The sequence below is a fragment of the Xanthomonas arboricola pv. juglandis genome, from assembly GCF_001013475.1.
In the GTDB taxonomy this organism is placed as follows: domain Bacteria; phylum Pseudomonadota; class Gammaproteobacteria; order Xanthomonadales; family Xanthomonadaceae; genus Xanthomonas; species Xanthomonas arboricola.
This window is the reverse complement of sequence record NZ_JZEF01000001.1, coordinates 1,281,597-1,301,316: the sequence shown is the minus strand read 5'-3', so window position 1 is coordinate 1,301,316 and position 19,720 is coordinate 1,281,597. Positions and strand designations below refer to the sequence as shown.

The following is a 19,720-nucleotide window of genomic DNA, read 5'->3' as shown; positions in this document are numbered from 1 at the left end:
GAACATCTCAAACGGCAGAATCGAGGTTGTTCGAGGTGCCCGTAAGGTGTTCTCCCGGACGGGATGATGCCATTCTGCAGTCGAGGAGACCACGAGCCGGCGGCTTTACCTGGTGATTCCCCGACAGTAAACGGGCGTAGCTGAGGAGGACAGCTTGGGAGAAAATGTGGCTGTCGATTAGGAAGATTTATCGGGGGTAGGGAGGTGCCAGGGTCTTGAGTCTTGGTCAATATCGTGTGCACCCAGCAGAGGCCATCCGACAAGGCGTACCGGATCGAGAGAGAAGACGTATCCAGCGGCTTGTCATGACAACGGCCCACGAAATGATCCGGGAGCGCGTTCCGGCCGCAGTGAGGATCAATCTGCACATCTACCGCCAGCTGCTCGATCACCTTATCGTTTCAGGTACCGGCTCGAGTTCAATGGCGGCCAGAGGCTACTGATGATCCGCCTTGCTTCTAGGTCAACGGCTCATACCAATGCTGGCTCTGGGTGAGCTCACGGAACTCCCTGCCAGGATGGAGCACGACGCGGCGCACCATGAAGCCTTCAAGGGTACGTATGGAGTAGTCCTCAAACTTTTCCGGATACTCATTTGACCTGATGCCTTGGTGAATGAGGTCAAGTCGTGCCACGGCTATCGCCAAGCCATTCGTAGCGGAAAGAAATGGCACGGGCACTACTGCTTCGACCAGGGCAGGACTTCCCATGGATTTGAGAACAGGGCCGAGCTCCGCGTCTCCGGCGTTCAAGTTGTAGAGTGCTTCACCGCCCCAGTGTCCGAGCAAGGAGCGAACGGCGTACTCTCGGACTTCGTACGCTGGGTAAAAGCAGAACCACGCCTTGCCGGATCGATTGCTATCGCGCACCTGATTGTTCGCAAGCAAACGTTGCGCTTGTTCTTCGGCAAGCTCGCCGCGCGTGACCTGGGACGCAATACGTCTTTCCAGTAAGCCGATGCTGAGCACCTCCAGCCCTTTTTCGCGAATGTGCACCGCTTCTTCTTCGGTCAATCGGGTGAAGTGGTAGCCAAGCAGGCCATGTGGCATGAGAGCTTCGCCAAGCGAGCGGATAGCTGCATCGAACGCGTGCGCGGCGCGGTCCGGTAGGTCTAACTCCCACGAGCGGAATACCGGGCGCAATTCATTGAGGACGTCACGCAGCTCGCCAGCCCACGTATCAGGTTGGGAAAGGTCGAGCGCCGCCATCAGTCGTAAAAGGCGAGCTGGGACACTTCGGGATGCGATGCCATGGCCAAAAACATGACATTGATGGCGGCACGTGCCAGCCTATCGTCATGGCCGGGGTATCGCTGTTGCCGAGCATGCTCCTTACCACCATGCACAAGGTTGTTGCGCACTCGTCGAGCAGCATCTATCAAACGATCGCCCTCAGGCCCGTTACCCAATGGGGCATCCACAAACTCTATCCGGTGCTGTGCGCTGACCTGCATTTTCATCGGGGGCGGGTCATTGGGCCCGGTGCCCAATAGAAGGTCCTTGTCCTCCTGGTTTAGTTGACTTTGGATGTTCCAGCGCACATGGACGTAGAACGCTGACCATTGCGTGTCCGGCGTATTCCCGACGGCTCCATTGACGAACTCCGGGATTTGCTTGAGGGCAAACTCGATTCTGGAGAACGCCATGAGAAGCTTCAGCGCCGTGTGATGCTCTACATTCATGGGATTACCTTGTCGAAAGCAATAGTGAAGTTGTCCCCCACCGCGCGGCTCAAGGGAATTCGATCAGATACCAGGACACCGGCACTTGCCGAATTGCTCCAATAACTGATCCCAATCGCCGACGAAGGTACCTTCGAGCGCCGGAATGGATGCGAACTGCATCGGCACGAGGCCGGCCACGAGGAGGCAAGACCTGATCTTCGGCGCCGCGATGCCCGTAAAGCGAGCGACAGCGGGCAGGTGAGAGGCAGCGCACTCCACCCGCATCAAGTGGCGCTTGAGCTTGTCGGGCTTGCCATTCTTGAAGCCGCCTTGGTAATCCGACAGCAGCGCTGCAATTTCAGAATAGTTCCGACGAAACGACAAGTCCTTGCACTCGACTACGAAGACATCTTCGCCGCCGGGGCACCAGGCGAGGACGTCCACATCACCGTAGTCACGGTCGAGCTTGGCATTGAGAACGGCCGTCAGCTCGATCCCGGCGCGGACCTCCCAGCCCGCTGCGCGAAGCTGATCGGCGACTAGGGCATTGAAGGTATGTCCCTCGTTGGCTTTTCCCCACCACGCGTCGCGCATCGCAGGGGTCTGGAAGAAGCTCTGGTCCAAGGTGCCATGAAATGCGCCGCGAAGAAGATAGAAAAAGCCGCTTCTGACCAGACGGGGGGCGAGCATATACAGGGCATCATCGTCGTCGTTCATCTGCACGATCGGACGAGTGACGATCGAGAGGCGGCGCCCGAAGCGCCAAGGAAGAATTTCGCGCGACTTGAAGCCTTGGGGTGGCTGCGCCCAGCGAGGGCGTCGAGCTAGGAGGAGCTGATCGATGAATCTTTCGGCGGTCGCCGCGTCGCATCGGCTAGCCAGAAGCGCAACGAGCTCGCCGTGCCTGATTTGCAAGGTCGGGGCACGACGCTTGATCGCGTAGTCCTCGATCGCGTCGAGAAGTTGGCGTGCCTCATCAACGCCGAAGCCCATTTCCCCCTGCCAGGCTTCCAGGAACTCAGAGTCCAGGAGGTGTTCCGTGCGGTCGACACCCTCTTGGGGTCCGTAGTGGCGACGGAAGCCGCCGGCCGAGTCGACGTAGTTGCTGCCCACGGCCTGGCTGAGCATAGGGGCCACGACTTCGCGCCCGAACTCGTCGCGAAGGAGGATGTCGCCGAGCGCGGACACGCGCAGGTGTGGCCGCAATACCCCGTAGTGGATTCCGTCCGACAGTCCGCCCAACCGGGTCACGAGCTCGACCTGGGCTAGCAGCGCCTGAATTTGCAAGTCATCCGGCAGGCGCCCACCGGTGAGCGGTGCCTCGCAGGCGGCGATTTCAACAAGAACGCGGCTGGTGATCGCGGCCCCGGCCAACTTGGAAAGCTGCCCGACCACGGCATCGCGCACGTCCTGCAAATCGCCGTGCAGGCAAAGGACCGCCGCCGACGTCCGTTGCCACTGCAGCTCCCGGACATGGGCGGCTTCGTGGTTGAGCAGAATCCGTTCAACCAACGCGGTTCGATCGAGCTCACCAAGGCGGCTTGTCAGGTCGCCCACCTGCGCGTCGACCAGCCGATTCAGCAGTCCGACGCAGGCTTCCGCGCCCTCGACGTTGTTATCGCCGTCATGGACTGACCAGCCTAGCCCGATGCGCTGCGTCGCGCTCTCGATCTCGTCGATTCCCAAGACCTCGCCCGGCAGCGCATCGCGGACGAAATCGGTGAAATCATGCGCGTGGAGAACGTGGAAGTGCCGGCCCGTCTCGTTGGGCAGAAGCGACGCCACGAGCCCGTCGACTTCCGCTTCGGAGTATTCGACGTAGTGGATCCGAAAAACCGCCTGGAGGATCGCGGTCACCAGAGCGCGCTCGCCGGCGTTGGTCGGTTCCCTCCATGCATTGAGGAACCCGCGTGCTGCGTGTACGGTGACGGCCTCTGTACCGACCACTTCAACCCGCAGGAGCTCGAGCGGATCGGTCGGAACCTGAGCGTCCACAGCGTCCAGTTCTGACTGGACGTCCTCGAATGCGATGGTGATCTCTACCGCACCTTCGATGTCGGTGCCGTCCTCGAGCGCTGCCGCGACCGACGCACCCCAACGGCCGACCATGTCCCAGAGCCGGAACTCGGTATCGCGCGAGGACACGCCCGGTGAATCGACACGGAGCCACAGCGTCGTGCGCCCCTCGCAGGCGGCCAACAACGTGCCGGACCGGAGGCACTCGGTGCATGCGTAAAGCCGCTCGGCTGCGGGATGGGAGAACAGCGAACCGCGATCGACCCGGTGTAGATGATGGGGTTCGCTCCGCGGATCGAGCCCGACGTGAGCGTCGACGTTCCGATCGGCGTCTGCCCTGAGATCCCGGAGCAGGTTCAGCGGCAGGGACACCATCAGCCGCTGCTCCGGGGAGATGCGCCCATCGTCGAGGTCGCCGTGCGGGACCAGGTGCCCGTCGTTCTCCTGCATCCAGGCGAAGAGGTTGAGCACGCCGTTGACGTTCATCAACTCGACGCCGGCGTCCACCAGCGCCTTCTCGGCGGAGACCAGGCGCCACAAACGCTGGATCGACATGTCTTCCACGCTGCTGGCGCGGACGAGGTCAGCCACCGACATCGCTTCGCCACGCCAACGCGCGTCGTCAGGGCGCGTCACCGGGACGACCATGCCCTGACCCCATCCGCACATGACGACGAGATGCATCCCACCCCGGAAGTCATCCTGACTCTCGAGTTGCTGGGTATTGGACGCGATCGAGTAGTTGAGGGCCTTCTGCAGCGTCGGATGGATGTCGATGGGACGCTTGAACCAGGTCAGCTCATGCGATGCCACGGACGGCAACACAAAGTGGAGTACGACAAAATGGGCGCGATCGAAAGAGACGACAACTCCAGCGAGCGCGCCTCCCTCTGTCGGATGCCAGACCACTGGGCAGCCTGACTTCCACCCCAGCAACGTCGTGTCCGCGATAGCGTTCGACAGTGCCCGCGCGTACTGACCGTCGAAGTGCAGGACCTGGCGGGTGCCCAGCACAAGGTTGATGACCTGTTGGCGGATCGCCACGGTGACCGCTGTAGGGAGCGCCAGAACCACGCCATCGGGCACGCTGATCAGCGGCCGACGTTCAAGCTCGCTGACTCCTGGCTCCTGATCCATGAGTTCTGCGATGTGCTGGGACTGCAGCAAGAACGGCGCGAGGTCCCTGAGTGCGATGGCACCTGCAAACTGGCCCAGCGCATTTGCTCCTGCATGAACGCTTCGAGGACGTCAATATCAAAGGAGGCGTCTTCGGGTTCGGTCACGTGGAAGGGCTCGCTTTGCTAGGTGCATTCAGGGGAACAGTCTCATGATCTGAGAGCGATAGCGGTTAGGGTACGGGTGAGTCACCGACGTGACCAGAACCGAAGGCCTAATGGTCAATGCTTTTGGGACGCATCAAGGCTACTATCCAAGCTCAGGGAAGATATAGGTCGCAGGGGGCGGTATGAAGCCACAGCTTTACGCAAGCGCTTACGAGCGGCTTCGGGGAGAGGCGGCCTGGTCGCTGCTCACCGCGCACTTGGCACCTGTTGTGCTGGCACTGCTGCAGCATCTGCTCTATGCAAATGAGCGTGTGCTCCCCGCATCCGTCTTGATCGAGCGTTTGCACACGGAGCTTGGAGAGCTGCGGGCCAAGGGGCGGGACCTGACGGGTTCCGCCAGCTACTACGTCGACAGTTGGCGGCGCGAAGGCTGGATCGAGCGGCGCCTGATCGAAGGGGCTGACGAAGAGGAGTTCGAGCTCACAGCCGCCGCGCTCGCCGCGCTCAAGCTCGTGTCCGCGCTGCAAACCACGCGCGCAGTGGCGACCGAGAGCCGCTTGGCGCTCGTCATCGGGCAGCTTGCCCAGCTCGCCGAGCAGACCGACACCAATGCCGCAACGCGGATGGAGCGCCTTTTGGCTGAGCGCGCGCGGATTGATCAGGAGATCGCGCGGGTGTCGGGCGGTCAGGTCGACGTGTTGTCAGACGCGCGCGCGGCCGAAAAGCTGGCGGAGATCGTGGCGCTTGCCAGTGAGCTATCGGACGACTTTCGGCGGGTGCGCGATGACTTCGCGCGCCTCAATCGCGATTTTCGCGAGCGGATCATCCATGACGAGTCTCAGCGGGGCGAACTCCTGACGGATCTGTTCAATGATGTGGACGTGATTTCGCAAAGCGCACAAGGCCAGAGCTTTGAGGCGTTTTGGAGCCTCTTAGTGGACCCAGAAGAAAGCGCGCGACTGGAAGCGGGTCTGAGAGAGGTTGCCGCTCGGCCGTTTGCCGAGCAGCTTGGGCGCAGTGAACGGCGCCTCCTGCGTCACCTCACCCGCACGCTTTTGGATGGGGCCGGCAGCGTCCACAGCACGCGCACGCGCTTTGCCAGGAGTCTGCGCGGCTTCGTGCAGAGCAAGGAGTATCGCGAACAGCGGCGCCTGAGCCAGCTTCTGCGCGACGCCAAGGCACGCGCACTCGAAGTAGCGCCATTGTTCTCACCCAGTCAGAAGATCGGGTTTGAGCTTGAGCTCAGCTCAGCCACCTATCGTTCGATCTCGCGCCTGCGCCCGCATGACCCGGTTCAGGCGATGGAGCAGCCAGATCTCGGCGCTGCCGGCGAGGCAGAAGTGGATCTTCTCGCCATCGCCAATGCGGTGGCCGAATCGGACATCGATTTCCGAAGCCTCGCGGCGAACATCAAGTCGATGCTGACCGAAGTCGCGCAGTGCTCCATTGGCGATGCGATGGCCGTCTTCGCGCCTCAGCAGGGCCTTGGCACGGTCATTGGCTACCTAGCGCTTGGCGTCAAGCATGGCGACGTCGCGCCACTGGACACCGAACGCGTCAGCTGGCAGGGCGGAGATGGCGCGCACCGGAGTGCCGACATTCCACTGATCTATTTCTTAGCGGAGCGCGTTGATGAACTCCCTGGATGACCCTGGCGATGCAGTCGTCGTCGACAAGACGCTTTTCGTTGGCGACGCGGGCACGCTGCCCGTGGACGCGCGGCGCGCGCTCTGCAAGCTGCTCTCGGGCCCATTTCTCGATGACACCCACGGCGCGTGGCCCGCGCTACTGCGCGAGGAGGCGGTGCTTCGAAGCCGCTTGTCTGATCTGTTCCTGGAACTGGTGATCGACCGGGAGCGCAAGGTGGCCTTCGCCCGGCAAGCCGATACCGGAGAGGTCGATGCGCCGGTCTTGATGCGCGCCCAGGCGCTCTCCTTCATGGAGTCGGTGCTGCTCCTGCACCTGCGCCACGCCCTTGTGGAGGCGGAGGGACAAGATCAGCGCGCCGTCGTGTCTCAAAGCGACCTGACGGAGGTGCTGAGCGTTTACTTGGAGCAGGGCGTGTCCGATACGGTCGGCGCCGCGGCGAAGGTGAACTCGGCAATCGAGAAGCTCAGGACCGCTGGGATCCTCCGGATTCTTCGGGGCGGCGAGCGAAGATTTGAGGTCTCGCCGGTCCTGCGCCTCTTGTTCACGGCCGAAGACGTCGAGGCACTTGGGAAGCTCTACGCATCGTCGGCGCAGGCAGGCGGGGCACCTGAGGACATGGAAGAGGAGGGGGAGGATGCATAGTTCGGCCGAGGTGTTTCACTTGTCGGACCTGCCAGACCCGCAGGATGAACAGTTTCGAATGCGTCAGCTCAGCGTCCTCAACTGGGGGACATTCACGGGCCTGCACCGCATGCCGGTGTCCCCCGAAGGCACCCTAATCATCGGTCCGAGCGGCGCGGGTAAGTCCACGCTGCTCGACGCGATCTCCGCGCTGACGGTGTCCCCGCGCACGGTGCGCTTTAACGCGGCGGCCGACGAGAGTGGCAAGCGCGACCCGGATCGCACCTTGATGTCGTATGTGCGTGGCGCTTGGGCGGAGCGCGCGGATGACCAGAGCGCGCGCTCGCTCGCCAAACAGTATCTGCGCACGAATGCGACGTGGACGGCCGTGGCGCTCGAATACGCCAATGCGCTTGGGCGCGTGATGTCGATTGTGCGCGTGCTTTGGGTGCGGGGAGCAGGCTCAAACGCGAAGGTCGAGAGTCATTTTCTGGTCGTTGACGCGCCGTTTGATCTCTCGGAAATCGGCGAGTTCACGGGCGAGCGCAAGGCGCTGACGAAGCGCTTTTCAGATCCCCCCTACCGTTCGCACGAGAGCTTCACGGCCTTCTCGGAGCACTGGTGCCGAGTTGTCGGGATTGTCGAGCCCAACGCGCTGAACCTTCTGCACCAGACCCAGTCGACCAAGAATCTGAGTGATCTGAACGGCTTTCTGCGCGACTACATGCTCGCCGAGCCGAAGACCTTTGAGATCGCCGATAGCCTGGTCAGCGAATTTGTGGATCTGGATGAAGCGCACCGGGCCGTGGTCGTCGCGCGCGAGCAAATTGACGTCCTCGCGCCGTCCCGAGACGCCTACCGAGATCGGGAGGTTGCGGAGGGCCGGGTCCAGCACGTCAGAAGCCTGATCGTGAGCCTTCCGCAGTTTCAGGCGCAGGAGACAGCAAGACTTCTGCGCGATGAGGATGTGCGCCTCGAAAGCGTGATTAGCACGACGCGCATCGAGGCGGAAGAGGCGCATCGGCATCAGCACGCGCTGAGCGAAGCGCTCGAAAACTTGCGCCGCGCTGCGGACGCGGGTGGCGGAGGGGATCTGGCGCAGCTCGAAGCTGCGCGCGGGCAGCTCCTGCTGGATAAGGAACGGGTCGAGCGGAGGCGGACATCGGCCGGGGGCTGGGCCGGCGCGCTCGGACTGACGCTGGCGGATGATCAGGCCACGTTTGCAGCGCAGCTCCTTGCGGCGCGGTCGGAGCAGGCCCGGGCGGAGGAGCGCCTTGCAGGCGCGGAAGGTGAGCGAGACACGCTGCTCGTGGACGAGTCGCGCCTCAGGGAGGAGCTGTCCCTGCTCCGCAAGGAGATCGAGACGCTCGAAGGCAGCACGTCCAGCATCCCCCGCGACAAGCAAGAGATCCGCGCCTGGATGTGCCGTGATCTTGGAATCCCGAAATCGCGCGTCCCCTTCGCAGGTGAGCTGATCTCCGTCAAACCTGAGCACAAGGACTGGGAGGGCGCGGCCAATCGATTGCTGGGCGGCTTTGGCACCTCCCTGCTCGTGGATGTCAACGACTACCGCCAGGTTGCCGCTTGGGTCGATAAGAACCATCTGCGGAGCCGCTGGAGCTATTACCAAGTCGAGCCCACGCCGAGCACCGGCAATCGTGACCGGCGCCCCGGCCTGTTGCTGAACTGCCTAGACGTATCTGAGAGCCCCTACCGCCAATGGGTCTGGAAGGAGCTTTGGCACCAAGCCGACTTTGAGTGCGTCGAGAAGGCGTCGGACCTGATGAAGGGTCAGCGACGCATCACGCGGGCAGGGCAGATTCGTTTCAGCGGCGGTCTCCACCAGAAGGACGACCGGTTTCGCGTCGATGACGAGAGCCGCTGGGTGCTTGGGGACAATCGCGCCAAGCTCGATCGCCTCAAGCGAAACGCGGCCGACACGGCCGGCGCGCTTGCAAAGATTTCCCAAAGGCGTAGCGAAGCGGTGCAGAGCGCGGACGGCATACGGCTGCGCGCGCAGGCGGCGGCGCATCTTGTGGAAGTCGAGTGGCCAAGCATCGATCTGACCGGCGCTCTGCGCAGGATCGAGGAGAACCAGGAGGCACAGCGCGCTCTTTTGGAGCGCACGCCGGGGCTCATCGATCTGCAAGGCCAGCTGGTCCAGAAACAGGACGAAGCCAAACGGGCACTAGCGGACGCAACCCGCCTCACCCTCGACATCGAAGCGCTGGAGCGCCAGCGCGCCGAGAACGCAGGCGAGCTTGAGGCGGCATCCATTCGCGCGCTAGGGCTTCCGCCTGAGGCCGATGCGGGCCTGACGGCGCGGTGCGGCCCATGGACGCCGACCCTCAAAACGATTCATGGCGAACTTGCGCGCGTGCGGGAAGTGCTCGACCGAGAGAAAGATGTACTCAGTGAGGCGATCAGTGCACACGTGCAGTCGATCTTGCAGTGCTTTCAGACCTTCTTGCACCGCTGGCCGGAGGAGCGCGGCAGTCTCCAGCCGAACCTTCCAAGCGCGACGGACTTCTTTGCCAAGCTCGAGCGATTGGAAACGGATGGCCTCCCAAAGCACGAAGCGCGCTTTCAGGAGCTACTCCGAAAGCAAAGCATGCAGCGCCTCGCTGAGCTCTCCCAGCACCTGCACGAGGCGCGCTCGGAAATTGAAAACGGTATGGACGACGTCAACCGGGCGCTGCGGCCGGTGCCCTACAACCCGGACACCTATCTCTACATCCGCACGGAGGATCGGGGCCTCGATGAACCGCGCGAGTTCCGCAGGCGCCTTGGCACGCTGTTCGCGCAGCGGGGGGAGCTGACGGAGGAAACCGCTGAGGCGCAGTTTGAGGGCCTTCGCCGCCTCATTCAGGACCTTCGCGCGGATGACGCGGCCGGAAGGCAGTGGCGAGACCTAGTGCTTGATGTGCGTAAGCACGTTGAGTTTATTGCCGATGAGTGCGACCGCATCAGCGGAGTAGTCGTCGAGAACTATGGCGGGGCCGGCGGCAAGTCTGGCGGTCAGCGGCAAAAGCTCACCGCGACGTGCCTTGCCGCTGCCCTGCGCTTCAAGCTCGGCGGGTCGGACGGCGGCGTGCCGTCGTATGCGGCCGTTGTACTCGATGAGGCTTTCACCAAAACCGACAACGAATTCACCGCCACCTGCATGCGCATTTTCACCGGCATGGGCTTTCAGATGATCGTCGCGACGCCCATGAAGTCGGTGATGACGCTGGAAGAGTTCGTGGGCGGAGCGACCTACGTCTCGATCAAGGATCGCAAGGTGTCGAGTCTTCTGCACATCGCCTACGACGCCGATCAGCGGCGGTTGAGACTCCCCGAAGGCGCGCGGCGGGGGATGGAGCTTGCGGAGTGAAGGCGATCCATGAGGCGCGCGAGCAACTGGGGCGAGCGTGGGAGAACAGGTGGCTCGGGTGGCTCGCGGGCACCGGCACGTGGCCACTGACCCTTGCGCTGGGGCCGCCCTCGCAAAAGGAGGCGCTCTCAGACTGGACGCGCTTTGTTGCGTGGCGCGACGGCTGGCTAATGAGTGGCGTAGCTGTGTCATCGGTCAACCGGGCTTGGCCGAGCCTTGGCGGCGCACAAGTCTTGCCTGCGCATGTGTCGTTTGACGGGCCAGAGACGCTCGCCCATTTCCTCGGAACAGATAAGCTTGCGGCGTGGAAGCAGGCACGAGCGCGACTCTTGTCTTGGCAGGCGAGATGGCCGGGCAGCACGCCGGGTGGGAGAGGCCTTCGCTGGCTCATTGAGGCGCGTGAGGACGACTTCACTCGCATGCAAGCACTCTTAGAGTGGTTGAAAGATAACCCGGATGCGGATCTCTTCATTCGTCAGGTGCCTGTACCCGGCATAGACACCAAGTGGGCGCAGAAAAGCGGCACGGTCGCACTTGAGCTAAGTAGAACCACTGCAAGTAAGGAAGAGGCCGGTTTAGGAACGTTCAAGCAGGACCTTCCGCGTATTCGGATGCGGCTGCTGGACCCCTTGCTTCGCGCGAAGCTAGGAGGTCTTGATGATATATCTGCCCCCATCGCTTCGATCAGTGCGCTCTCGCTCCCCGTACGCTGCGCAGTCGTGGTGGAGAACCTCCAGACTTTTCTCGCGTTTGACGATATTCCCGGCGTTGCGCTCTTCTTTGGCCAGGGATTTGGCGCACGTAGCCTCTCAAAAATTGCGTGGCTGCGTGAGCTACCGATCGTCTACTGGGGTGACATCGACACTGCAGGATTTGAGATCCTGAACGCCGTTCGTAGCGAACTACCTAACGCATCGTCGTTTTCGATGGATGAGGCGACGCTTTCAAACAATCGAGCACTCTGCGTACCAGATCCTAAGCAGCGGCGAGCCGAGCTAAAGCGCCTTACGGCTGCAGAGCAGGCTACCTATTATTTACTTCTCAATGACCAATTCTTCGCGGGCATGCGCCTTGAGCAGGAGCGGCTGGCGTGGGGGCAGCAGTGGCCCAGAGTTCTAGAAGCAGTCGCCAGGATCGCTGCCCGCCATCCTTTGCATAACAGCGGACATCCACTACTGGCCGCGCCAGTGACTACTGATTCGATCGATAAGGAGTAGCGACGTGCTGATAACAATGGTCGAAATCGGGAACTACCGGAAGCTTTTGGCAGCGCGTATCTCCTTCGCTCCCGACAAGACGGTGCTGGTGGGCGCCAACAATAGCGGAAAGACATCCGCCATGACCGCGTTGCGACGTTTCCTTGTCGATACGCGCGGTTTTACCATCAACGATCTCTCGCTCGCGCACTGGCAAGCCCTGAATGCGAAGGGGGAGGCTTGGGAGACAGCGATAGCTGCGGACACAGAGTTGCCCGCGCCCGGCATCCTAGAGTTCCTGCCTCAACTGGATGTGTGGCTCCAGGTCAAGAAAGGCGAGATGCATTACGTGCAAAAGCTGCTTCCTACGCTGGATTGGCAGGCCGCTCCTCTCGGGGTCCGGTTTCGCTTTGAGCCCGAGGACGCCGTCAAGTTCCAGCAGGAGTACATCGCGGCTAGAAGAAAGGCGGCCGACATCACGATCGCTGCGGCCAAAGCTGCGGAAGGCAAGGAGGATCCGCCCCAATTGGAGCTCTGGCCGCTCAATCTGATCGACTTTTTGGAGCGGCGGCTGCGGACCTTCTTCAAAGTGAAGGCATACCTGCTGGACCCGGCGAAAGTGGAAGAGCCCACTGATGGGCACCTCGAACAACCTCGATTCTGCCGTTTGAGATGTTCGGTAAGGCGACAGGCCCCCCTCGCACCTGCCGGTCGAAGGGGCGCGAAGAGCCGACCCATGGCATTTCAAACCCGGATTGCGGCCTGTCAGCCGCCGTTTCCGCTCACGCCGGCACGATCCCCTGGCTCTGCAGCCGCGCCAGCCTCATCAGGTTGTGTGCGGCAACCTTCAGGCCGATCACCACCTGGGCTCGCGCCAGGCCAATCGTGCGCAGGCATTTGCCTCCCTGTTGGGCGAGTCGGGCAAACGGATGCTCGCCGAACGCCCGATCCTTGGCGATGCGATGGTTCCGACGCTGCTGGGCCAGGCTCAGCGGCTTGTCCGTCTGCCCCTTGTGCTGGATGTCCGCGCGGTAGCCTTGTCGCCTGAGTTCGGTTTCCCGAGCCTGGCTGGCATAGGCGCTGTCGGCCCGTACCGTGCGCCCGGTGTTGACTGGATCGAGCAGCGTCTCGAAGTGCCGGCTGTCGTGCACGTTGGCCGCACTCACCTCGTGCCGCCGGATGAACCCCCAGCGCCGATCCGTGTTGGCGTGCAGCTTGTAGCCGTAATGGGCCTTGCCGTGCTTGAGCGTCCAGCGCGCCTGCACGTCCTTCTGCCGCCGCTTGGCATCGCTCCAGTCCTGCACAGCCTCGCCTCGCTTGATCCGGGCGTTCTCCTCGCGCGTATTGCGCTGGATCGGCGCGCTGACGATGCTCGCATCAATGATCTGTCCACCCCGGGCAATGAACCCGGCCCGCTGCAACTGGCCGCTCACCGCCGCGCTGATGTCGCCGATCAGATCGTTCTTCTTGAGCCGCTCACGCCACACCCAGATCGTCTTGGCGTCAGGCACCTTGCCGCTGTGTTCCAACCCCAGGAAGCGCTGGAAGCTGCGACGGTCCAGCACCTGGTACTCCAGCGCCTCGTCGGACAGGTTGTACAACTGCTGCAACAGCAGCAGCCGGATCATCAGCTCCGTCGGCCACGCCGGGCGACCGCCCTTGGCACCCGTGCCCAGGCGAAGGTGGCCATCGATCACCGCCGCGATCGCGACGAAATCGATGTGCCGCGACAGCAGCTCCAGCGGATCGCTCAACTGCTGGCGCTTGGCTTCGCGCTCGGCCCCGGCAAACAGACTGATCATCGGCTCTTACCCTGGATGGCGGTGGAACTATGATGCCAAGGATCGGGGGTTTTTAGAGCTGCCCTGATGGCGTTGCTCGCATGCAGGCCCTCTCCGATGACGCCGAGCCCATTGAGGGCAATCCACTGGACGGCCTCATCCAGATCGATGAGATCAGCGCACAACGAGGTTTCGGGACCACCAGTGACCGCATGCAGCGCGAGGATGCAGGCGCAGACGCTCGCAGTGCAGGTCGACTCTCCACTCAGCTTCGCTCCTACTATGACAGGCACCTGGACTGGCGTGACGCGCCGGAACTGACCGATATCAAAGCCATGGAAGCGCTGGAGAAGGCGCGCAAGGCTTTCGATGACAGGCTATCTGAAGCTTTCGACAAGGCGCTGATCGAACTTCAGAAGCTTGGCTATCCAGGCATATCCGACCCAAAACTGAAGATTGCGACCAAGCTCAAGTTGCAGGACGGCTTGAGCCATGAGTCAGCCATTCTGTATGAAATTCCCGCGGCCGCGGGGGAGCACATGCACCGCTTGCCGGAGGACTCTAACGGGCTTGGTTACCAGAACTTGGTCTCGATGGTCTTCAATTTGATGAGCTACCGCGATGCATGGATGCGGGTGGGCAAGGCCGGAACAGGACACGATGTAAGGCCCACTCCGCCGCTGCACCTGATGTTGGTCGAAGAGCCAGAGGCGTATCTTCATGCCCAGGTGCAACAGGTTTTCATCAGGCACGCCTACGACGTTCTACGCAATGATCCTACCTTGGGAAAGTCGCTTGATTTCAGGACGCAACTCGTCGTGAGCACCCATTCCAGTCACATTGCCCATGCCTGCGATTTTGCGGCGCTTCGCTACTTCCGGCGGCTTCCCCCTTCCGAGGGCCGCAAGACCCCCACCGCCTGCGTGGTCAATCTCTCATCGGTGTTCGGCAAACCGGACCAGACGGCAAAGTTCGTGTCGCGCTATCTCAAAGCGACGCATTGCGACTTGTTTTTCGCTGATGCCGCCATCTTCATCGAAGGCAGTGCTGAGCGCATCCTTGTTCCCCATTTCGTCGAACAGGCCGATTTATTCGAGTACTTGCGGACGCGCTACATCACCTGGCTGGAGGTGGGCGGGAGCCATGCGCACCGGTTTAAAGGTCTGGTGGACACCCTGGGCCTGACAACATTGATCATCACCGACCTCGACGCGAAGGATCCGACTTCCAATCAAGCCAGGACCCCGGCGCTCGGCAAGGGACTTGAAGCGCGCAATGAAACGCTGCGCTCTTGGGCACCCAAGCAGACTGATGTAGATGTCCTCATGAGGCTGGATGAGAAGGAAAAGGCCATCGTGTATTCCAATGGCTATGCCGTGCGCTCCGCGTATCAGACCGGAGAGAAACTGATGCTCGGAGCAGTCGATGTGGAAATCCATGCCAACACGTTCGAAGACGCCTTGCTCTACAGGAATTATGATTTCTTCAAGGCCCGTAAGGCCACTGGCTTGGCGAGCAAGTTCCAGGTGATCGCCGACACCGCCCAAGACAGCAATCAGCTGACAACCGCTGTCGCCGAGGCGATCAAGGACGGTGATAAGGCTGAGTTCGCCCTTGAGCTCTTATTCAGCGACGACATCGAGCAATTACATTTGCCGGCCTACATCGTGCATGGATTGCTGTGGCTGAATGAGCAGCTGAAGCGCAAAGAGGCTGATCTTGCGCCCAAGGCGAGTGCAGCATGATCAGTGAGGCCGCCGCAGTCCCCAACGATGAACTCGATCGTCATGTAGACGAGGAGATCAAGAACTGCCTCGATCCTCGGGCTCCCAGAAGCTTCTTCCTGTTTGCCGGAGCTGGCTCGGGTAAGACCCGCTCGCTGGTTGGGGCACTGGACCACCTCCGCGACACGGCCGGCGCACGCCTGAGAATCCGTGGGCAGAAGGTCGCGGTCATTACCTACACGAAGGCGGCACGTGATGAAATCATCCGGCGCACGCAGTTTGATCCCATCATTGCGGTGTCCACGATCCACAGCTTTGCCTGGACCTTGATCGAAGGATTCAATCACGACATCCGAGAGTGGCTTCGAGTTTCACTCCAGGCCGACATTGAGGATCTGCAGGCCAAGGAAGCCAAGGGACGTGCAGGCACGAAAACATCCGCGGGCAGGATCGCCGACATCGCGTCCAAGACACGACGGCTAGCCCGACTCGACACCACCAAGACCTTCATTTACAGCCCTGACGGAGATAACCGGGGCAGGGGCTCGCTTAATCACGCCGAAGTGCTACATCTGGCTGGGGATTTTTTGAAGTCCAAACCCGTGCTTCGGCACATCCTGCGCGATGGCTATCCCTACATACTTGTTGATGAGAGTCAGGATACAAACCGTCACATTGTGGAAGCCTTGTTCACCTTCCAGGCCGCGCACAAGGACGAAGTTGTAGTGGGCCTCTTCGGCGACTTGATGCAGCGCATCTACGGCGATGGTCACCCGGGCTTGGGCGAAAACCTGCCCAGTGACTGGGCCACACCGACTAAGCGGCTGAACTTTCGGTGCCCCCGGCGAGTCATTGAGCTCATCAACAAGATCCGCGAGTCAACCGATCAGCAGACCCAGATCCCCCGTAGCGCCGCGATCGAGGGGCATGTACGGATGTACGTGCTTCCATCCGAAGGGATCGATAAGGTTGCCGCGGAAAAAGCCATCTGCACACACATGGCCGGCCTTACTGCTGATCAGGAGTGGCTGGATGAGGATGCGGTCAAAGTGCTCATCCTGGAGCATCGTATGGCGGCCCTTCGGATGGGGTTTGATGATTTGCTGGCAGCGCTCTATCCGGTAACACAGTTTCGGACGTCGCTGCTGGATGGCTCACTGCCCGTAGTCAACCTCTTCTCAAACCTGATCCTACCGCTATGGGACGCCAAGGACGACAAATTTGGCACCACACGAATCATGCGGGCAGCGTCACCCTTGCTGAGCCCATCTGCGCTGAAGCATGCTCAAGATCAGTTTGAGCAGCTGGGTAGGGCGCAGGCGGCAGTGGATGCGCTGATTGAACTGCTCGATAGCAATCCGTCCGTGACGTTTGGTGAAGTCCTACATAACGTGGCCAAGACCGGAATTTTTGCGATCCCCGACATGCTCAATGTCGCCTTGGCTGCCGCCACTGCTGAAGCGAACGACGCTGAAGACAAGCAGGAGCGTAGCGATCGAGACAAGGCCATCGCCGAGTTCCTCACGACCCCCTTTCTGCAGGTACGGGCCTATGCCAAGTACGTGAGTGGCAAAGCGCGTTTTGATACGCATCAGGGCGTGAAAGGACTCGAGTTCCCACGCGTCATGGTCGTCATGGACGATCACGAGGCGCGTGGTTTTCTATTCAAGTACGAAAAGCTTTTCGGCGGCGGCGCTGACGACAGCCAAACCGCGTCGACTCGTCGGTTGTTCTACGTTACCTGCAGCCGCGCGCAACGGTCGCTTGCATTGGTTGCCTATGCCTCCAATCCGGCAAGGGTTGGGGATCAGCTCCTGATCACAGGCTGGTTCAAGCCAGAAGAGGTCTTGATCGGCCTGCCGTAAGCCCTTGTAGCCTCTGGCAAGCAGACTGGGGCTGCAGTTCCCGAAGGGAAAGGGAGCACATACGATGAGCGGCATTCGCAGGCCGAGCTTGGGAGATAGGGCTACTTGAGAAGGCGAGCCGCCGGATTGTCTTCTGCGGCACCTGCCTGAAAGTACCCCAGAACCGTTGCCACAGAGCGATGTTCGGTCATAGCCATCACCGCCGGCAGTGGGACACCTTGCTTGCCAGCTTCGGTGACGAACCCCGACCTCAGACTGTGCCCGCCAAAATCCCCCTCTAGTCCTGCCATGGCTGCATGGCGCTTGACGATGGTGGCGATCGACCCTGGGAGTAGGGCGGGTCCCACCCGATCTTTCCAGAGCCTCCGAAACAGCGGCCCCTGCGTGATGTTGGCTGCCGCGAGCCAGGCAGCAAGCGCTTCAGCACTACGCCCAACGATGGGCTTGTCAGGCGTGGAGTCTGAGGTTGCGCCGGCCTGCTGTGTCTTTGAGTGCTCCAGGCGATAGATGTAGCCGCCGTCGCCGGTTTTGCGGAGATCACGCATATCGGCCGCTGCAACTTCACTGCGCCGACGCCCGCCACTGGAAAAGCCAAAGCAGAGGAGGGCGCGGTCACGGATGCCTTCTAAGCTATCGTCGCAGGTGGCCAGCATGGCCTCGAGCTCGAGCCTGGTGATCGCGGTCTTCTTCGTAATTTGAGCAAGCGCTAGAACGCGCACAAGGCAATGTTTCCGAGCTCTGCCAAGACCTCACGATCCAGCAGGCACGCGCTGATGCGCTTGAGGCACAACTGGTCAAATTGAAAGATCTGCCCGCAGCACTCGAAGCAGCCTGGCAGCAACATTTTGGACGGAGTCAGCCCAAGCATCCAAAACCCGTGCGCTCTAGGCAAAGTTGCGGCAAAGCGGCTCCCTGATCCCACGCAAGCCATGGTGCCGTGCTGACTGTGCGGAGAGCACCCAGACGTCACTTAAGATCGTGTCTCGCAGGAGGGAAAAAGCCCTTCAAAATCAATGAGGAGCATGATCCAAACAAAAAGGACACGAATTTAAAAAACTGACACATTGATAGGCCAACCGGGCTCGGCAAACCTGTGAGCACGTTCCCATCCTCTCATGCTATACAAAACAATCACTTATCGATTTTCGAGGGTTTGGTTTGGATCCAATATCACTGTAACAACGAAACAGGGAAACCTGTGACTATTCTGAGGTGAACGTCAAAGCTGTGACTTTTCCGATCCCCTGAATTTCTAGATAAATCGATCAACAATTTTTCCAAGTCATGCTTGGAGAAGGGCCTTGAGCGATGAGAAGTTTGAGCTGTACATACCCTGGGTGCGCGGCGCCTTGCTACCTGGAGAATCAACATATGCATTTCTCAACAAATTGGGCTGGTTCGCAGCAAACGACATCCCCCCGCCCTGAGTAGCGGCTTGGTTTAGAGTCCCGGGTTAATGATATCGGTGTTTGCCAGATGTTGGGCATACGCAGCCGGCGTCATGCCGCCAATTGCTTTCTTGGGTCGGTCCTCGTTGTATTCGCGTCGCCAGCGTTCGATCTCGGTGCGCGCGTGCAGCAACGTCGGGAACCAGTGCTCGTTGAGGCATTCATCGCGTAGCCGGCCGTTGAAGGATTCGACGTAGGCGTTCTGGTTCGGTTTGCCTGGTTGGATCAGCCGCAACTGCACGCCACGGGCATGCGCCCAGGCGACCATTGCCTTACCGCAAAACTCCTTGCCGTTGTCGGTGCGGATCACCTGCGGCAGGCCGCGACTGTGTGCCAACCGATCCAGGACGCGCGCAACCCCGTGCCCAGAGATCGCGCGCTCCACCTCGATGGCGACCGCTTCGTGCGTTGCGTCGTCCACGATCACCAGACACTTGATCACTCGGCCTTCGGCGGAGCGGTCGAACACGAAGTCCATCGACCACACCTGGTTGGCCTGCGCTGGCCGCAGCAGCGGCTGACGCTCGCCTATTGGCACTTTTTTGCGCTTGCGCCGTCGGACCTGTAGCTGCTGTTCGCGGTACAACCGCTCCACGCGTTTGTAGTTCACGATGCGCCCTTCCTGTCGCAGTTTGAGATAGATCATCCCCACGCCATAGCGACGATGGCGATGCGCCAGCGCAAGAATGCGCTCGCGCAGTTCGCCGTTGCGGTCTTGGCGTGGGCAATAGCGCAGCGCGCTGGCGCTCATGCCGATCACTGCCAGCGCACGACGCTCGCTGGCACCACGCCCGATCCACTCGCGCACCAGCATACGACGCGCCGGTGCGCTCACCACTTTTTTCGCAACGCATCCTTGATCAGGTCGTTCTCGAACAACTGCTCGGCCAGCAACTTCTTCAGCCGCGCGTTCTCGGCCTCAAGGTCCTTGAGCCGCTTGGCATCGGGCACGCTCATGCCGCCGAACTTGCTACGCCACAGATAGTACGAGGCCTCGCTGAAGCCATGGCGCCGGCACAGATCCTTGATCGCCACGCCGCCTTCGGCTTCGCGCAGGAAGCCGATGATCTGCTCTTCGGTAAAACGCTTCTTCACGTCCA

Annotated in this window: 12 protein-coding genes and 2 pseudogenes; 7 read left to right on the top strand and 7 right to left on the bottom strand. The window is 61.1% G+C overall.

Features of this window, described 5'->3' with window-relative positions; translation table 11 throughout:
• Positions 1–458: 458 nt before the first annotated feature.
• The 3 genes from XARJCFBP2528_RS05385 to XARJCFBP2528_RS05375 all read right to left on the bottom strand — a co-directional run bounded on the left by XARJCFBP2528_RS05385 (position 459) and on the right by XARJCFBP2528_RS05375 (position 4,846).
• Positions 459–1,208 (bottom strand): hypothetical protein, encoded by a 750-nt coding sequence (locus tag XARJCFBP2528_RS05385; RefSeq protein WP_016904156.1) that lies wholly within the window; start codon positions 1,206–1,208, stop codon positions 459–461.
• Positions 1,208–1,681 carry a hypothetical protein gene (locus XARJCFBP2528_RS05380; RefSeq protein WP_016904155.1) on the bottom strand — a complete coding sequence of 158 codons (474 nt, stop codon included), beginning with the start codon at positions 1,679–1,681 and terminating at the stop codon, positions 1,208–1,210. Before XARJCFBP2528_RS05380 ends, XARJCFBP2528_RS05385 begins: the two co-directional genes overlap by 1 nt.
• A gap of 63 nt (positions 1,682–1,744) precedes the next feature.
• Complete coding sequence (locus XARJCFBP2528_RS05375; protein WP_016904154.1) at positions 1,745–4,846, bottom strand: hypothetical protein; 3,102 nt, start codon at positions 4,844–4,846, stop codon at positions 1,745–1,747.
• A gap of 298 nt (positions 4,847–5,144) precedes the next feature.
• On the opposite strand from XARJCFBP2528_RS05375, the gene XARJCFBP2528_RS05370 reads away from it, so the two are divergent.
• From XARJCFBP2528_RS05370 to XARJCFBP2528_RS24410, 5 genes and pseudogenes are all read left to right on the top strand, one after another.
• Positions 5,145–6,611 (top strand): DUF3375 domain-containing protein, encoded by a 1,467-nt coding sequence (locus tag XARJCFBP2528_RS05370; protein ID WP_016904153.1) that lies wholly within the window; start codon positions 5,145–5,147, stop codon positions 6,609–6,611.
• On the top strand, positions 6,595–7,254 hold the full coding sequence (locus tag XARJCFBP2528_RS05365) for a DUF4194 domain-containing protein (RefSeq protein WP_016904152.1): 660 nt from the start codon (positions 6,595–6,597) through the stop codon (positions 7,252–7,254). The genes XARJCFBP2528_RS05370 and XARJCFBP2528_RS05365 overlap by 17 nt, the downstream gene beginning before the upstream one ends.
• The gene (locus XARJCFBP2528_RS05360) at positions 7,247–10,606 is read left to right on the top strand and encodes an ATP-binding protein (protein ID WP_047124431.1); all 3,360 of its coding nucleotides are present in this window, start codon (positions 7,247–7,249) and stop codon (positions 10,604–10,606) included. The genes XARJCFBP2528_RS05365 and XARJCFBP2528_RS05360 overlap by 8 nt, the downstream gene beginning before the upstream one ends.
• The gene (locus tag XARJCFBP2528_RS05355; RefSeq protein ID WP_016904150.1) at positions 10,603–11,823 is read left to right on the top strand and encodes a Wadjet anti-phage system protein JetD domain-containing protein; all 1,221 of its coding nucleotides are present in this window, start codon (positions 10,603–10,605) and stop codon (positions 11,821–11,823) included. Before XARJCFBP2528_RS05360 ends, XARJCFBP2528_RS05355 begins: the two co-directional genes overlap by 4 nt.
• A gap of 16 nt (positions 11,824–11,839) precedes the next feature.
• Positions 11,840–11,965 (top strand): annotated as a pseudogene (locus XARJCFBP2528_RS24410) (AAA family ATPase); the annotation flags it as partial.
• Positions 11,966–12,091: 126 nt separating this feature from the next.
• Here the strand turns inward: XARJCFBP2528_RS24410 and XARJCFBP2528_RS23825 are convergent.
• The gene (locus tag XARJCFBP2528_RS23825; RefSeq protein ID WP_047124430.1) at positions 12,092–12,454 is read right to left on the bottom strand and encodes a hypothetical protein; all 363 of its coding nucleotides are present in this window, start codon (positions 12,452–12,454) and stop codon (positions 12,092–12,094) included.
• Between the two features lie 130 nt (positions 12,455–12,584).
• On the bottom strand, positions 12,585–13,604 hold the full coding sequence (locus XARJCFBP2528_RS05345; protein ID WP_047124271.1) for an IS5 family transposase: 1,020 nt from the start codon (positions 13,602–13,604) through the stop codon (positions 12,585–12,587).
• Positions 13,605–13,684: 80 nt separating this feature from the next.
• Between XARJCFBP2528_RS05345 and XARJCFBP2528_RS05340 the strand changes: the two genes are divergently transcribed.
• Together XARJCFBP2528_RS05340 and XARJCFBP2528_RS05335 are read left to right on the top strand one after the other, a co-directional pair.
• Positions 13,685–15,328: an ATP-dependent nuclease gene (locus tag XARJCFBP2528_RS05340; RefSeq protein WP_052767991.1), complete on the top strand. Its 1,644-nt coding sequence runs from the start codon at positions 13,685–13,687 to the stop codon at positions 15,326–15,328.
• Positions 15,325–17,172 carry a UvrD-helicase domain-containing protein gene (locus tag XARJCFBP2528_RS05335; protein ID WP_047124429.1) on the top strand — a complete coding sequence of 616 codons (1,848 nt, stop codon included), beginning with the start codon at positions 15,325–15,327 and terminating at the stop codon, positions 17,170–17,172. The genes XARJCFBP2528_RS05340 and XARJCFBP2528_RS05335 overlap by 4 nt, the downstream gene beginning before the upstream one ends.
• Positions 17,173–17,273: 101 nt before the next feature.
• Here the strand turns inward: XARJCFBP2528_RS05335 and XARJCFBP2528_RS05330 are convergent.
• Both XARJCFBP2528_RS05330 and XARJCFBP2528_RS05325 read right to left on the bottom strand, forming a co-directional pair.
• Positions 17,274–17,867 (bottom strand): annotated as a pseudogene (locus XARJCFBP2528_RS05330) (site-specific integrase); the annotation flags it as partial.
• Between the two features lie 745 nt (positions 17,868–18,612).
• Positions 18,613–19,715 (bottom strand): IS3-like element IS1403 family transposase gene (locus tag XARJCFBP2528_RS05325; protein ID WP_102596355.1). Its coding sequence is split into 2 segments (ribosomal slippage): positions 18,613–19,457 and positions 19,457–19,715, totalling 1,104 coding nucleotides; the frame shifts between segments, so codons are not numbered across the junction.
• Between the last annotated feature and the right edge of the window lie 5 nt (positions 19,716–19,720).